We start from the raw sequence: 13,477 nt of genomic DNA on the forward strand, positions 1-13,477 counted from the left end.
CAATGATTTATCTGGAATTTTTGCGATCGGTGGGATTTTCTTTATTATCGATATGAGCCAGCTCCACTCGATTCCTACCATTATGTTTGGCTAGGTAAAGTGCTTCATCTGCTTTTTGTAAGAGTAAATTTTCATCCAATGTTCCTTGTTCAGTGCTGATAGCTACACCTAAGCTGATCGTGACAGGGATCAACATTTGATTGGCGCTAATTGCTTGGCATGCTATCGCATTACGGAATCTTTCGGCGGCTTTGAGTGCGCCTTCCTGATCATAGGGCGACACGATGGCCAGAAACTCTTCGCCACCATAGCGTCCGATGTATTCATGCGAGCGGGCTGAATTAGTCAGTCGTTCGGCAATTTCACATAACACCGCGTCGCCGGTGAGATGACCGGAGCTATCATTGATTGCTTTGAAGTGATCAATATCAATCATGATAACCGCGATTTGGAGCCCGCCACGTTTGGCACGCAGGATTTGTTTATGTAGGATATCGAAAATGGCTGGCCGGTTGAATAAACCGGTCAACGCGTCATGCGTGACGCGTTGCTCTAGTGATTTTTTTTGTGCAATGAGCTGCTTGTTCAGTTTTACGTCCTTGTATAACTGAGTTTTCTCAATAATTAAAGCCAGATGACTCGCGATTTGTAGCGATAAATCCTTATGCAATTTTTTGTAGATATTTTTCTTGCGGCAGGAGAATATAACAAATCCAATCGATTTTCCGGTAGCGATCAAAGGGCAGACTAGGCAGGAATGAATGCCTTCTTTAGAAGCCGCTTGAGCCAGATTGGATTCTGATAGCTCTTCCAGATATGTACTTAAATCGTCAATAATCAGCATGTCGTGCGTATCGAGGAGTTTTTGCACGCTACTATCCGTCACAGGTAAAGAATAACCGGTGCTTAATTCAAGTTTGTTGTAATTGGCGCGCACCCAATGCAATTTGAGTTTACTTTGATCTTGTTCGAATAAAACCAAGCTCATCCGGTCATACGGCAAATGATTCTGAAAAGACTCATAAATATGGTTTAGTACATCAATCAGGCGCAGATTGAAATTGCACTCAACCATGATCTTGTAGAGAGATTGGCTTTTATCGAATTGTTTCTGCAAATGGGATGACAGTTTTTTGAGTGATTTGCCCAGATGGCCAATGTCATCATCCCCGGTGGGAATGTCTGATGTGAAATCCCCACGCGCCATCGCTTCGGCTGCTTTACACAAGGCGAGGATTCGATCATTTTTTTTCATTTGCTTATTCTACGATTGCAATAATGATGCGGTTGAGTCAATGAATATTCACAGAACACTCTCTGGCATTGTGACTGAATTGCAGATTATTAATTCAAAAAATTGCAAGGAATTCACTGTACATTTTGTCGATTGAATATTAGCAATGTGGCAATTTTTGATATTTTCATATTGGTACATAACAACTCAACGATATTTAAGTAGCGTCAGTGCTAAAATTCTTAAATCGATTCTTTAAAATCAGAGCGGGACAAAAATAATATGATTGGGATTCTAGTTCTCACACATGAAGATTTGGGCGATCATTTGATTCGCTGTGCGACGCACGTGGTAGGTGCAGAACCACCGCAATTGATGCATTTGAGTGTTTTTCCACAGGATGATCCGGATGAAATGTTATCCAACGCACAGGCATTGATCAAGCAACTGGATAGCGGCGATGGTGTGTTAGTGCTCAGTGATATATGTGGCGCAACGCCCTGTAACATAGCCAGCCGGTTGGTACAACCCGGTAAAGTGGAATGTGTGGCAGGTGTTAATTTGCCAATGTTGGTGCGTGCACTGACGTATCGGAATGAACCGCTGTCCGTTGTGATCGAGAAAGGACTCAGTGGCGGCCAAGATGGTGTGGTGCATATCAATGGTTAATATGGAATTCTGTCATGCAAATTAAAGAAGTGGAGATTATCAACAAGCTGGGGCTGCATGCACGCGCATCCGCAAAGCTGACCAAACTGGCGAGTCAATTTAAATGTGAAGTCTGGGCGACACGCAATTCCCGCCGGGTCAATGCGAAAAGCATCATGGGCGTTATGACGCTGGCAGCCAATAAAGGCTCACGCATACAGATCGAAACAATTGGCGATGATGAAAATGAAGCGCTGGCGGCGTTGATTGCATTAATTGAAGATTATTTTGGTGAAGGCGAATGAGCTTTATTCTGCAGGGTATTGGGGTATCTGAAGGCATTGCCATAGGGCACGCCCATCTGGCCGCACCTGCTGCATTGGAGGTAATGCATTACCTAATTCCCAAGAATCAGGTGGATAAGGAGATTGCGCGCCTGGACAGCGCTTTTTGGGTGGTGCGCAAAGAGTTTGAGGCATTGCAGAAATCTGTGGTCGATGGTCATGCGCGTGCTGAGTTTAGTGCATTCCTGGATTTGCATCTGATGATTCTGGATGATCCGACCCTGTCGGAGGCCGCTCGCAGCATGATTGCGCAGACGCATTGCAATGCTGAATGGGCGTTGATGCAACAGATGCAAGTGTTATTGGCGCAGTTTGAAGAAATTGAAGATGCTTATTTGCGCGAACGCAAAGCCGATGTGATGCAAGTGGTTGAGCGCGTGCTCAAGGCCATGCTGGGACACCCTGGTTATTTGCCCATTGCATCGAAACATACCGGCGACAGCATTCTGATTGCGCATGATCTGAGTCCCGCCGATGTGATGCAATACAAACAGCGTCAATTTATCGCTTTTCTGACCGATCTGGGCAGCCAAACTTCGCACACAGCCATTGTTGCGCGCAGCCTCAATATTCCTTCGATCGTTGCGCTGCATCACGCGCATCAACTCATTCTGGAAGATGATTGCCTGATTGTTGATGGCAATCAGGGTATTATCATCGTCAATCCAGATAAATACGTACTGGATGAATATCGCTTGCGGCAAGGCCAGCTGGAGCTGGAGAAAAAGAAGTTAAAGCGCATTAAAAGCGTTGCTGCAATGACATTGGATGGTACGCCAATTGATTTGCATGCCAATATCGAATTGCCGGAAGATATCGAGCGAGTCAAGGAAAGCGGTGCCACGGGCATTGGCTTGTTCCGTAGCGAGTTTTTGTTTATGAACCGCGATGATTTGCCCGGCGAAGATGAGCAGTTTGAAGCGTATCGCACGGTCGCAGTCAAAATGCATAAACAGCCAGTTACCATTCGTACATTTGATCTGGGTGCAGACAAGAATCTCAGAGGTGCCGTGCAAGTTGCGGCAAATCCGGCACTGGGGCTGCGCGCGATTCGCTGGAGCTTGGCAGAACCCAAAATGTTTCATACGCAACTGCGCGCGATCTTGCGAGCTTCCCAGTACGGTGATGTGCGTATTTTGATACCCATGCTGTCGAATGTGGCGGAAATTGATCAAACGTTGCATCTTATTGACTATGCAAAAAAGACGTTGCGCGATGAAAAAATTCATTTTGACGAGCACATCAAGGTAGGCGGTATGATTGAGATCCCAGCGGCCGCGTTGAGTCTGGATATTTTTATGCGCAAGCTGGATTTTCTCTCCATCGGCACCAATGACTTGATTCAATATACTCTGGCGGTTGATCGGATTGATGATGCCGTCGCACACCTTTATGATCCGTTTCATCCGGCCATCGTATGGCTGGTTTCGCACATCATTCAGAGCGCCAATCGGGCCAAAGTGCCGGTATCGCTTTGCGGTGAAATGGCGGGCGACAAACAGTTTACGCGCTTGCTGCTGGGTTTGGGGTTGCAGCAACTTTCCATGTATCCGGCTCAGCTACTGACTGTTAAGAACCAGGTACTAAAAAGCTACTTGCCAGATATTATTCCGCTAGTCCATAAGATCATCAAAACGGATCACCCGGAAAAAATGCTTGCATTGCTGGCCAAATTGAATGACTAGTTGTTTTTCAACGGTCTGCTAGTGCGTGGCGGTTCTTTGGCGATATAATCATCAACACACGATTGGCTGTTTCTTCGGATTTATTTTTATATATACATGCAAGATTCAAAATCAGTGGGTGTTGTAACCCCTCAGTACGTGCAGATCGACAAGCCATTGCAGTTGAAAAGCGGATTGGTGCTCGATAGTTATCACCTGGTGTATGAAACTTACGGTCAGTTGAATGCGGCACGATCCAATGCAGTGCTGATTTGTCATGCGCTTTCAGGCAATCACCATGTGGCCGGTGTTTATGCAGAAACAGAAAAGAGCCACGGCTGGTGGGATAACATGGTGGGTCCTGGCAAACCGATAGATACCGAACGCTTCTTTGTCATTGGCGTAAATAATCTGGGTGGATGTCACGGCTCTACCGGTCCCGCCAGTATTGACACCAAAACCGGCAAACACTACGGTGCCAGCTTTCCGGTAGTTACCGTGGAAGATTGGGTGGAAACCCAGGCACAGTTGGCGGAGCATTTAGGGATTGAGCAATTTGCAGCGGTGGTGGGCGGCAGTCTTGGCGGTATGCAGGCGCTGCAATGGACGCTGGATTATCCGGAAAAAGTGCGTCACGCACTGGTAGTTGCAGCCGCTGCCAAATTGACTGCACAAAATATCGCGTTTAATGATGTTGCCCGCCAGGCGATCATGACTGATCAGGAATTTTACGGCGGCAATTATTACGCGTATGACACGCTGCCGAGACGCGGCTTGCGACTGGCGCGTATGCTGGGGCATATCACCTATCTTTCCGACGACTCAATGGCAGCGAAATTCGGGCGCAATCTGCGTAAAAGCGAGCTGTCTTTCGGTTTTGACGTGGAATTTGAAATTGAATCGTATCTACGTTACCAGGGAGACAAATTTGCTGATTTATTCGATGCCAACAGTTATTTACTGATGACCAAGGCATTGGATTATTTTGATCCGGCGGACACCTATGATGGAGATTTGAGCGCGGCTTTCCGGGCTGCGAAGGCGGATTATCTGGTTTTATCGTTTACATCCGACTGGCGTTTCTCGCCCGCACGTTCGCGGGAGATCGTCAAAGCCTTGCTGGATAATAAAATTAACGTGAGCTATGCAGAAATCACTTCGAGCCACGGACATGATTCGTTTTTGATGGAACCGGATTATTACCACCAGCTGGTACGTGCTTACATGAACAATATTTTTATCTGAATGATCAATCGCATACATTAGCCATGAGTGATACAACAATGACATCAGCCATCGCATTGCGCCCGGATTTTGAGGCCATTGCTGAATGGATTAAACCCGGCGCAAAAATACTCGACTTAGGCTGTGGCGATGGTTCATTGCTGCGCTATTTGCGCGATACGCGCAATGTTTTCGGCTATGGCGTTGAAATTGACGATGACAAGCTGCTCAAGTGTTTTGCTAATGGTATCAACGTCATTCAAAATGATTTAGAGTCAGGATTGTCGAGCTTTGAATCGGATTCGTTCGATTATGTCATCCTATCCCAGACACTCCAGGCCATGCGACACACCGAAGGTATCATTCAGGAAATGCTGCGAGTTGGCAAGGAAGGCATTGTTTCATTTCCCAATTTCGGTTACTGGAAAAACCGCATGCAGGTTATTTCCGGTCATATGCCGATTTCAAAAGAACTGCCTTATCACTGGTACGACACACCCAATATTCATCTCTGTACGCTGGGTGATTTTGAAGCGCTATGCCAGCAATGTAATGCACGTATCCTAGAGCGCCGAGTGATGAATAATAATTGCCCCGTCCATTTTCTGCCGAATCTAATGGGCGTGCTGGCGTTCTATCGTTTTGAACGGCGGATGTGATGGGATTGAAAACCGTTTTCTCAGAGTATGGTATTTCCGGAATGTGCATTGGATCTTCCCGTGCATTCCAGCGCTTCTAGTTCCGCCGCGGTAAATCCTGCTTTTTGTCTTGCTTCATAATGAAAAGGACCGCTGATTTGCCCGCTGAAATGGTGGCTGATTAATGCGCGAAATGTTTGTCCGGAATCCAGTCCGCGTTGATCACAGCAATATTTAAACCAGCGCGACCCGATCGCCACATGGCCGATTTCATCGCGCAAAATGATTTCTAGTACCGCTGCAGTATCGTCGTCACCCGCCTGACGCAACCGTTTGATAATGCCCGGCGTCACATCCAGTCCCCGGGCTTCCAACACACGCGGTACCAATGCCATGCGTATCAGCGGATCGGAGGCGGTGCGCGTGGCCACGTCCCACAAACCGTTATGCGCTGGCAAATCGCCGTAGTCGCTACCCAACTCATTCAAACGCTCGCGTAACAATTGAAAGTGATAGGCCTCTTCAGCGGCCACTTGTACCCAGTCATGGTAAAACTGCTTGGGCAAATGACGAAAACGGTAGACTGCATCCCAGGCGAGATTGATGGCGTTGAACTCGATGTGCGTGATGGCATGAATCAAGGCAATGATCCCGGTTTGTGAGCCTAAACGGCGTTTAGGCACATCGCTTGGTGGTACTAGAATCGGCTTGGCTGGGCGTCCAGGTTCACCGATGAGATCGGGTTCGTTTTGGGGTTGCAGCGATAACAGTTCAACGCGCCAAGCTTCTGCGGTTTGCTCGGTCAAGCGCAGTTTTTCTTCGATTTCACAAGCCGACAAGCAGCGAGCGGCGGCATCAGACAGAGATTCCATAGGCATTTACGCAGGAAGAATAGTTGATGCTGCTATTTTCGCGTGTTTTCTGAGGAAAGACTAATGGAAACTTGTGTAAAAGAAAATCTGGTTCAAAATGAAGGATCATTGTATTCTTGGATTTTTGTAACAATGACCCTGTTTTCATAACAATCCGTGAGCGATAAATCAACATGTCTAATAGTTCCGATGATGCACCATTCAGTGTTTGCTTGCCGGAAGGCCAACCCATGCTGCGTATGATACCGATGCCATCAAATACCAATTCTGCCGGCGATATTTTCGGTGGCTGGATCATGTCGCAAGTCGATATGGCAGGCACCATTCCAGCCATTCGGCGTGCGCACGGGCGAGTGGTAACGGTGGCCGTCAATTCCTTTGCATTCAAGCAACCTGTATTCGTTGGCGATCTCGTCAGTTTTTATGCGAATATTACCAAGGTAGGACGTACCTCGATTACCGTCGATGTGGCGGTATACGCCCAGCGCGGCATGCGTGAAGGCGGTAAGGAAGTTTGCATCAAGGTAACCGAAGCGGTGCTGACTTATGTGGCGATCGATAATAACCGGCGTCCGAGAGAGGTGCCGCAGGAATGATCTTATTTGCCGCTAATATAACGGATCAGTTGGTGTAAATATCAGAGAATAATACGGCGGCACTATTGAGCTTTGATCGTCTTCTCTGCAACTTTAGAGAACAGATGGCTGATAATGGCAACCAGTGTACCCCTACTTGCATAACAGTGGCGCCGATTAACGACATGAATATATGTTCCGTTATCGAGCGTTGATCACTCTGGATAAGCTATTTTCAGAAAAATCATTGCTGCATTCAGCAGAATAAACAACGCACTGATCACTAGCGCCATCCATAGGTGCACACGCATATCGGCTCTATACTGTCGCGAGTGTGCGTCTTTGTTTCCTCGTTGATTTCACCGAGTTGGGCAGTCTCTTGATCGAGTTGCCGGATCATCATGACGGGATGGGATGTGCTATTTGATGATTATTTTTTGATCTTCATTATCTTTGCGGATAGTAATCGATCCATCCGCTGCTTCGGACTCCGTGGCAATCTTCAAAAGTGCGACTGCTTTTCTTAATACTTCAGCTTTGGAAGAGGCACCAAAATGAGCCCGTAACTCTTCAAGCGTTTTTCCCATTTTTTCGTCGATATTGAAAGTTGTGACTGGCATGATTAACTCCTGTGCTTATAATAATATATATTTTATATAACTGTTATATGTAGATCAAGCGTTATCGATATATTGTTGATTGCTGGCGATCAATAAAAGCGTTTTCTATTGACATTGAGTTATTTCTCAAAAAGGATTCGTGGATAGCTTTTTTGCTTGGGATTACGGTACTGCAGGGTATTAATAAGGAGAGTGCATTGCGTCAGGATTCTTATTCGGCAATAATAAAATTGCGCTCCACTTTGCTTGTTAAGTGCATTTCAGAAGAATATCATAGCCGATTATTGTATCTGTGGGGCACTGATGGAGACTGAAACTTTGAAAAAGCTTCGTTCCGGAGCGCTCATGTTATCGAAGGTTCTGCATCGGCAAATCCTACTGCGCTATCGTTATGAAATCTGATTTTGATCATTCTCGCTTTGATTATCTCAGGATTCGCATATTTTTTATGTCAGTGCGTTTCCAGGTATCGAATGAATTGCTTGTAAGACAAAAAGTGCTTGTTTCATGATGACTGAATGATCGTCAAAGCATATGAAGCTCAAAAATTTCTTTCTTATTGTAAATCTGAAACTCTGGGAAAGAGCCTGCAGTGAGATAATGAAATCCGAAAGACATGGCCTGACAAATTCTCTCATGACATTAAAACTTAATTTGGTTTTACATTTAATCAGTCTCAAAAACCATAACTGGCGCCTGAGTGCGTTGCAACAACCAAATAATCGGTAACCCCGGATCGGGATCTTCACTCAATCGATCCAGTAATTCCCGCTTAGTCTTTCCAGTAACTACCAACGTAATCTGTTCACTTTCCGCTAGCATCGCCAATGAAAGACTAACCCGCAGCGATGGCGCAAGCGGCGGTTCAACCGCGACGCAGTGATGCGTGGAGAGCAGATCAGGATTCATGCCGGGAAACAACGAGGCGATGTGCCCATCTTCTCCCAAACCTAATACCGTCAGGCTCAATGGCAGTGATAGTTGATCCAGTCGCTGATGAATTTCATCGACAGCATCAAAAGGGTTGTTGTGTTGGGTTTTGAGTCCGACAAAGCGCGTATTTGCGGGGAGGTGATTCATCAGGTATTGTTTTACCAGACGTTCGTTGGATTGTTCATCATGAACATTGACCCAGCGCTCGTCGCTGAGTGTGACGGTGATGCGATCCCAGGGTAATGTACATTCTACCAATGCGGGCAGGTAGTGACGCGGGGTGTTGCCGCCGGGAACAACCAGTGTTGCGTGCTGTTTTCGGGTTAAGATGTTTTGTAGCGTGGATTCAACATATTTCGCGAAGCTCTGGCTTAACGATTCGATATCTGGGAAATAGTGTCGCTGTATTGAGATCATGATAATCCTACGAGATTAATCCGCGTAAGTCAGGAACGATTTTTACATCGATTGGAAAAGGATTCGGATCGCCGGGAAAGACGCGGCCCAGGAAAGCGGTGCCATTGGCTTGCGCGCCTTCAAAATCCGCCATGGCGTCACCGATCATCAGCACCGATTCGGGTTGGAGTGCGTATGCGGATAAGATTTCTGCGATGATGGTTGGTTTAAGTGCCGGTGCGCCGTGCACTTCTTTAAAGTAGGGGGTCAGACCGCGACGTTCGACGATGACTTTGAGTTCGGTTTCCGGGGTGCCGGAAGCGACAAATAAAGGGATTCTGTCGGCTTGCTGGCGGATCAACTCTATCGCGCCGGGGACGGCTTCTGCGGCAATGACGGCTTCCACCACCAATTCGGAGAAGCGGATGTCCAGTTGTTTTTCTTCCGCTTCTGTCAAAGGTGGTTTGTTTAAAAAATGTTGCTGAAAGTGGCGGAATTTGCGGTAGCGCGACATGCCGCCATTCTGGGTGTGGAATTGTACGACCTGGGCGACGATGTTTTCGCCGTAGGGACGGTAGAGTTCCGCGAATGCCTGGGTTTTGATTTTTCCGGATTCCACCACCACGCCATCAAAATCAAAAATGATTGCCTGCCAATCTAGATTCTTCATGTTTATGCGCGGTTATCTGAGCTTGCCGGTGTGGCATCGTCGTTTTCATCGCCATGATGCAGATCCTGGTGAATTTCTCGCAGGCAGTCGAGGATGCCCTGCCCGAGATCGACATGTTCGTTCAATACCAATTTGCGGCCGATGCGTGGTTGAAACGCATATGGTGTAATTTCGTAGTGGTGCACGGCATTGGCTTCGTCAAAATGCAATTCAACCGGCCAAGGCAGGATTTCCGAGATCATGGTCATAACATCTTTGATGCGCAGCCTTTCCTGTCCAGTCAGAATCAGATGTCGGTTGGCAAATTCGGGCGCTAAAATTTGTACGCTCATGCGCGCAGCATCTTCTACGTGAATATATTCCCGCATGGCATCGCCGCTGCCTTTGTAGGTGATGGAATGGTGTGCAACGGCTTCATGCAGCATGCGATAAATGCCGTTGCGTTTGTCTGAACGCCGACCATACAGCGAGCCATAGCGCAGGATGCTGTAATCCAGGCCGTAGCGGTCATGGTAGGTTTCGGTGAAACGTTCCGCGGCCTGTTTGCTGGCGCGATAAAAAGAACCGGATTCGGAATACACATAAATGCTGCTGGCAAACACGAAACGACGGGCGCCAGCAATGCGCGCGGCTTCCAGCGCGTGCATGTTGCCTAATACGTTGATGGTTGCAGTAGGAATGGGTTTGTCGTTGGCTTCATCGATGTCCGCAATCGCGGCAAAGTTGTAAACGATGGACGTTCCTTTGGCGGCTTCGATGACTTGATCGATATCCATAATGTCGCCAATGATCATTTCCTGATTGCTTTTAAGATATGGTGACGGGCTGCGGTCAAATAACCGTACCTTGTAGCCAGCGGTCGACAAGGCATCGGCAACGTGACTGCCCAAGAAACCACTGGCGCCAAATACCACAACTGTTTCGTTCAACATAGTGTTATCCGTTATTTGATTAAACCGGTTTTGATCAAACCCTGCAGTAGATTCTCAGCGGCTTCGATTTCCATACGCTGCCGCGATTCTCTGGCAAGGGAGCCGATATGCGAAGTCAGGATAATGTTGCCGCATTCGATGAGTGGGCCATGATAGGGTTCCTGCTCAAAGACATCCAAGGCAGCGGCGCTGACTTTTCCTGTTTGTAATGCTGCTAAGAGTGCATCTTCGTCGACTAGTCCACCGCGTGCCGCATTGATGACAATCGCTTCAGGCTTCATAGCGGCGAATGCCTTGGCATCCAGCAGATGGTGCGTGTCTGGTGCGTAAGGCAGGTGCAGCGTGATGATGTCGGCGGTGGTTAGTAATTGTTCCAGCGGCATCAGTGTGACACCATCAGGTACTTGGCTCGCATATGGATCGTGCGCGATAACGGTGGCTTCAAATGCCTGACACAGGCGCGCGACACGGCGGCCGATATACCCCATGCCAATGATGCCGACCGTTTGTGCGGTCAGCAGACGACCTTGTGTGCGCGGCCATTCGCCTTGGCGTACCGCTTGATCAATCGGGCTGATTTGTCGCAATAGCGTCAAGATGTACCCCATCGTCAGTTCCGCCACTGCTTGTGCCGGTGCTTCCGGCGTATTCAATACAGTAACGCCATGGTGTTTTGCTGCAGTCAGATCGACGCTGTCCAGTCCGGTGCCACAACGTGAGATCACTTTCAGATTCCGGGCGGACTCAAGTACCCGCCCAGTCAATGGTTCGATGCCGGCAATCAGGCCGATTGCGCCGCCGCTCAGTAATTCGATAATTTCATCTTCGGTGAGTTTTCGGCGATGTGGATTGGTGATGATGTGCATGCCTTTCTGCAGCAATTGCTGAAGCGGCGGATTGTTGTCGATGTCGAAGGATGAAGTGGATATGACCAATGCGTTCATGATGTTTTGAGTGTTGCGCGGATACTTTGTAAGTGCGTGCGGCAGATCGAATCCAGAATGCGGATGTCCAAACCGTAGCCGAGGAAATTGAAGCCTGATTGAATGCGCTGTTGCAGCGCTTGCGGATCGGGCTCGATGACATGAATGCCGCCGGGTTTCTTGGCGCGATGGCCTGCTGCGAGAACTTCGGCGATGGCTGCTTGCACGTCAGGATGATTAAGATCGCCGGGGCGACCCATCGAGCCGGATAAATCGTAGGGGCCGATGATGTAAGCGTCAATACCGGGAACAGCCAAAATGTGATCAATGGCTCTGACGGCGTCGACATGTTCGATCATGACGACGATCACCGCATTGTCTTCCAACCATTGTCGGTAGGCCTGGAAACTTGAACCATAGCCTTGCGCACGCGCCAGGCCGACACCTCGCTGTCCACGTGGTGGGTAATATACGCCATTTACAGCAGCTTTGGCATCAGCGGCGGATTTGATCATTGGCACCATGACACCAGTGGCACCCGCATCCATGACGCGTTTGATCTGGTCGGGATGGTTTGACGTCAGGCGCACAATCGCCGGACATTGCTTGCCGTCCAGCACTTGAATGATGGCTTGCACCTCGCTGAGTTCCAGTACGCTGTGTTCCATATCCAGCACTAACCAGTCAAATCCCGCTGCCGCCATGATTTCAGCAATCGACGGATGCCCCAGTGTGACCCAGGAACCAATGGTCAATTCGGATCGGCTCAATCTTGATTTTAATGACATGACATTTCCTAGTAGCGAGAGAGTAGCGGGTCTGTTTCCATCAATTTGGCAACACGCGCCAAATCCGCTTCGGTATCAACCGCCTGGGTATTGAATTCCGTGTGCACCATTTTGACTGTAAAGCCATGTTCGAGCAGGCGTAGCATGTCGACGGATTCCAGTTGTTCCAGCGGTGTCGGCGGCAAGTGGGTATATTGATACAGTGTGGTGCGGCGAAACGGGATGATGCAGACCTGTTTGTAAGCGGCAGTATCGGCGAAACCGGTTTTGGCCAATGTCGGGATGGGGCGGCGTGACATGTACAGGGCGTTACCTTGTTGATTCATTACGACCTTGATGGTATTGGGGTCCAGATAATCCGCTTCATGATCGATTCTGCGTACCAAGTTGACGCAACCCAATTGCGGATCATCTCTAAACGGTGCCACGGCGGTGTCAATCATGTCTGGGTGCGTCATCGGTTCATCCCCTTGTACCATGACGATCAGATCGGCATCAAGTTGGGTGACTGCTTCAGCAACACGATCGCTGGCGCGCTCATGCGTATCAGATGTCATGATGACGGGGGCTCCAAAGCTTTCTGCCACTTCCCGAATTTCTTCATCGCAGGTTGCAATATAGGTGGCATCGAGTGATTTGCTCAAAGCGACACGTTTATAGATGTGTTCTATCATCGGGCGTCCCAGTATTTTTGCGATGGGCTTGCCCGGGAAACGCGATGAGCCCATGCGGGCAGGTATGACAGCGATTGTTTTCATGGAAATAGTGTGTGATTGATTAATTTTACAAGTATTAGAAATTACACCCAGAAGCTATTTGCTGATTATCAGGTTTTTCTTGTTTGTTGGGCAATATTTATTGTTAAATTTAAACGATATGTTGCATGCTGAAATTTTATCGCGGCGGTGTATAGATGCGCTGCTGGTAATTGGATAGTGGCAAGAGTAGAATGGCGCGCTTTACAGAATCTTTTGTTTAGATTGGGAAAATAATAGAGATGCTGCATGTTCTGAATA

The 13,477-nt window shown here is 48.1% G+C and carries 15 protein-coding genes; 6 read left to right on the top strand and 9 right to left on the bottom strand.

Going from position 1 to position 13,477, the window contains the following annotated elements:
- Positions 1–7 precede the first annotated feature (7 nt).
- Positions 8–1,255: a diguanylate cyclase gene (locus tag C8R34_RS01835; RefSeq protein ID WP_110337261.1), complete on the bottom strand. Its 1,248-nt coding sequence runs from the start codon at positions 1,253–1,255 to the stop codon at positions 8–10.
- 261 nt (positions 1,256–1,516) lie between these two features.
- Between C8R34_RS01835 and C8R34_RS01840 the strand changes: the two genes are divergently transcribed.
- The 5 genes from C8R34_RS01840 to metW all read left to right on the top strand — a co-directional run bounded on the left by C8R34_RS01840 (position 1,517) and on the right by metW (position 5,773).
- Positions 1,517–1,903, top strand: coding sequence for a PTS sugar transporter subunit IIA (locus C8R34_RS01840; protein ID WP_110337263.1), 387 nt, complete (start codon positions 1,517–1,519; stop codon positions 1,901–1,903).
- A 14-nt stretch (positions 1,904–1,917) separates the two neighbouring features.
- A complete protein-coding gene (locus tag C8R34_RS01845) occupies positions 1,918–2,187 on the top strand; it encodes an HPr family phosphocarrier protein (RefSeq protein WP_110337265.1) in 270 nt (89 codons plus the stop codon).
- A complete protein-coding gene (gene ptsP, locus C8R34_RS01850; protein ID WP_110337267.1) occupies positions 2,184–3,911 on the top strand; it encodes a phosphoenolpyruvate--protein phosphotransferase in 1,728 nt (575 codons plus the stop codon). Before C8R34_RS01845 ends, ptsP begins: the two co-directional genes overlap by 4 nt.
- A 96-nt stretch (positions 3,912–4,007) precedes the next feature.
- Positions 4,008–5,135, top strand: a complete 1,128-nt coding sequence (locus tag C8R34_RS01855) for a homoserine O-acetyltransferase (RefSeq protein ID WP_110337269.1) — start codon at positions 4,008–4,010, stop codon at positions 5,133–5,135.
- Positions 5,136–5,158: 23 nt separating this feature from the next.
- The gene (metW, locus tag C8R34_RS01860; protein WP_110337272.1) at positions 5,159–5,773 is read left to right on the top strand and encodes a methionine biosynthesis protein MetW; all 615 of its coding nucleotides are present in this window, start codon (positions 5,159–5,161) and stop codon (positions 5,771–5,773) included.
- Between the two features lie 20 nt (positions 5,774–5,793).
- On the opposite strand, the gene C8R34_RS01865 is transcribed toward metW, so the two are convergent.
- Positions 5,794–6,624, bottom strand: a complete 831-nt coding sequence (locus C8R34_RS01865) for a ferritin-like domain-containing protein (RefSeq protein ID WP_110337274.1) — start codon at positions 6,622–6,624, stop codon at positions 5,794–5,796.
- Between the two features lie 173 nt (positions 6,625–6,797).
- Here C8R34_RS01865 and C8R34_RS01875 point away from each other — a divergent pair, with 173 nt between their 5' ends.
- Positions 6,798–7,220 (top strand): acyl-CoA thioesterase, encoded by a 423-nt coding sequence (locus C8R34_RS01875; protein WP_110337278.1) that lies wholly within the window; start codon positions 6,798–6,800, stop codon positions 7,218–7,220.
- 398 nt (positions 7,221–7,618) lie between these two features.
- Here C8R34_RS01875 and C8R34_RS01880 read toward each other — a convergent pair whose 3' ends face one another.
- The 7 genes from C8R34_RS01880 to C8R34_RS01910 form a co-directional block, all read right to left on the bottom strand.
- Complete coding sequence (locus C8R34_RS01880; protein WP_110337280.1) at positions 7,619–7,819, bottom strand: hypothetical protein; 201 nt, start codon at positions 7,817–7,819, stop codon at positions 7,619–7,621.
- 666 nt (positions 7,820–8,485) lie between these two features.
- Positions 8,486–9,169: a 6-phosphogluconolactonase gene (gene pgl, locus C8R34_RS01885; protein WP_165872492.1), complete on the bottom strand. Its 684-nt coding sequence runs from the start codon at positions 9,167–9,169 to the stop codon at positions 8,486–8,488.
- Between the two features lie 7 nt (positions 9,170–9,176).
- Positions 9,177–9,818: an HAD family hydrolase gene (locus C8R34_RS01890; RefSeq protein WP_110337282.1), complete on the bottom strand. Its 642-nt coding sequence runs from the start codon at positions 9,816–9,818 to the stop codon at positions 9,177–9,179.
- 2 nt (positions 9,819–9,820) lie between these two features.
- Positions 9,821–10,750 carry an NAD(P)-dependent oxidoreductase gene (locus C8R34_RS01895; RefSeq protein WP_110337284.1) on the bottom strand — a complete coding sequence of 310 codons (930 nt, stop codon included), beginning with the start codon at positions 10,748–10,750 and terminating at the stop codon, positions 9,821–9,823.
- 11 nt (positions 10,751–10,761) lie between these two features.
- The gene (locus C8R34_RS01900) at positions 10,762–11,694 is read right to left on the bottom strand and encodes a phosphoglycerate dehydrogenase (RefSeq protein ID WP_110337286.1); all 933 of its coding nucleotides are present in this window, start codon (positions 11,692–11,694) and stop codon (positions 10,762–10,764) included.
- Positions 11,691–12,461 (bottom strand): HpcH/HpaI aldolase/citrate lyase family protein, encoded by a 771-nt coding sequence (locus tag C8R34_RS01905; RefSeq protein ID WP_110337288.1) that lies wholly within the window; start codon positions 12,459–12,461, stop codon positions 11,691–11,693. The genes C8R34_RS01900 and C8R34_RS01905 overlap by 4 nt, the downstream gene beginning before the upstream one ends.
- 8 nt (positions 12,462–12,469) lie before the next feature.
- A complete protein-coding gene (locus C8R34_RS01910; RefSeq protein WP_110337290.1) occupies positions 12,470–13,219 on the bottom strand; it encodes a 3-deoxy-manno-octulosonate cytidylyltransferase in 750 nt (249 codons plus the stop codon).
- Between the last annotated feature and the right edge of the window lie 258 nt (positions 13,220–13,477).

The sequence above is a fragment of the Nitrosomonas sp. Nm84 genome (assembly GCF_003201565.1).
GTDB lineage: Bacteria > Pseudomonadota > Gammaproteobacteria > Burkholderiales > Nitrosomonadaceae > Nitrosomonas.

Excerpts from the sequence above, each read along its gene's own strand:
- pgl (WP_165872492.1), bottom strand. The coding sequence starts at position 9,169 with ATGATCTCAATACAGCGACACTATTTCCCAGATATCGAATCGTTAAGC.
- C8R34_RS01905 (WP_110337288.1), bottom strand. The coding sequence starts at position 12,461 with ATGTCATTAAAATCAAGATTGAGCCGATCCGAATTGACCATTGGTTCC.
- C8R34_RS01855 (WP_110337269.1), top strand. The coding sequence starts at position 4,008 with ATGCAAGATTCAAAATCAGTGGGTGTTGTAACCCCTCAGTACGTGCAG.
- C8R34_RS01880 (WP_110337280.1), bottom strand. The coding sequence starts at position 7,819 with ATGCCAGTCACAACTTTCAATATCGACGAAAAAATGGGAAAAACGCTT.
- C8R34_RS01865 (WP_110337274.1), bottom strand. The coding sequence starts at position 6,624 with ATGGAATCTCTGTCTGATGCCGCCGCTCGCTGCTTGTCGGCTTGTGAA.
- C8R34_RS01845 (WP_110337265.1), top strand. The coding sequence starts at position 1,918 with ATGCAAATTAAAGAAGTGGAGATTATCAACAAGCTGGGGCTGCATGCA.
- C8R34_RS01910 (WP_110337290.1), bottom strand. The coding sequence starts at position 13,219 with ATGAAAACAATCGCTGTCATACCTGCCCGCATGGGCTCATCGCGTTTC.
- C8R34_RS01890 (WP_110337282.1), bottom strand. The coding sequence starts at position 9,818 with ATGAAGAATCTAGATTGGCAGGCAATCATTTTTGATTTTGATGGCGTG.
- C8R34_RS01900 (WP_110337286.1), bottom strand. The coding sequence starts at position 11,694 with ATGAACGCATTGGTCATATCCACTTCATCCTTCGACATCGACAACAAT.
- C8R34_RS01875 (WP_110337278.1), top strand. The coding sequence starts at position 6,798 with ATGTCTAATAGTTCCGATGATGCACCATTCAGTGTTTGCTTGCCGGAA.
- C8R34_RS01840 (WP_110337263.1), top strand. The coding sequence starts at position 1,517 with ATGATTGGGATTCTAGTTCTCACACATGAAGATTTGGGCGATCATTTG.
- metW (WP_110337272.1), top strand. The coding sequence starts at position 5,159 with ATGAGTGATACAACAATGACATCAGCCATCGCATTGCGCCCGGATTTT.
- C8R34_RS01835 (WP_110337261.1), bottom strand. The coding sequence starts at position 1,255 with ATGAAAAAAAATGATCGAATCCTCGCCTTGTGTAAAGCAGCCGAAGCG.
- ptsP (WP_110337267.1), top strand. The coding sequence starts at position 2,184 with ATGAGCTTTATTCTGCAGGGTATTGGGGTATCTGAAGGCATTGCCATA.
- C8R34_RS01895 (WP_110337284.1), bottom strand. The coding sequence starts at position 10,750 with ATGTTGAACGAAACAGTTGTGGTATTTGGCGCCAGTGGTTTCTTGGGC.